Consider the following 458-nt stretch of genomic DNA (forward strand, 5'->3'; position numbering starts at 1 on the left):
GGCGCCGCCGTGGAAGCCGGCGGCACGGATAATGCGACCCCGGGCAGTCCGGCCGAGGGCAACGTACTGGACAACGACAGCGACGTGGATGCCGGCGACCAGAGCGTGGTGTCGGCCATCCAGAACCCGGGCAGCACCGCCGGCATCGTGGGCGGCGAGGCTGTCGGCCAGTATGGCACGCTGATCCTGCAGGCCGATGGCTCGTACCGCTACGAGGTCGACGATACGCTGGCGGCGGTGCAGCAGCTGCGCGCGGGCCAGTCGCTGCAGGAAACCTATACCTACACCGTCCAGGATCTGGCCGGGCTGACGCATACGGCCACGCTGACCATCACCATCGCCGGCAGCTACGACGCGCCGCAGGCGCAGGACGATACGGACGCGGCCACGCCGGCCACGGCGATCTCGCCGGCGGTCGATGCCACGGGCTCGGTGCTGGCCAACGATACCGATGTGGA

General features: G+C 69.9%; 1 protein-coding gene. It reads left to right on the forward strand.

Annotated elements, in window-relative coordinates; all coding sequences use genetic code 11:
- Positions 1-458, forward strand: a 458-nt coding sequence (locus J2P76_RS23530; RefSeq protein WP_207410710.1) for a VCBS domain-containing protein, incomplete at both ends; no start/stop codon positions are given.

This window comes from Bordetella petrii, from assembly GCF_017356245.1.
Taxonomy (GTDB): Bacteria; Pseudomonadota; Gammaproteobacteria; order Burkholderiales; family Burkholderiaceae_B; genus Bordetella_A; species Bordetella_A petrii_D.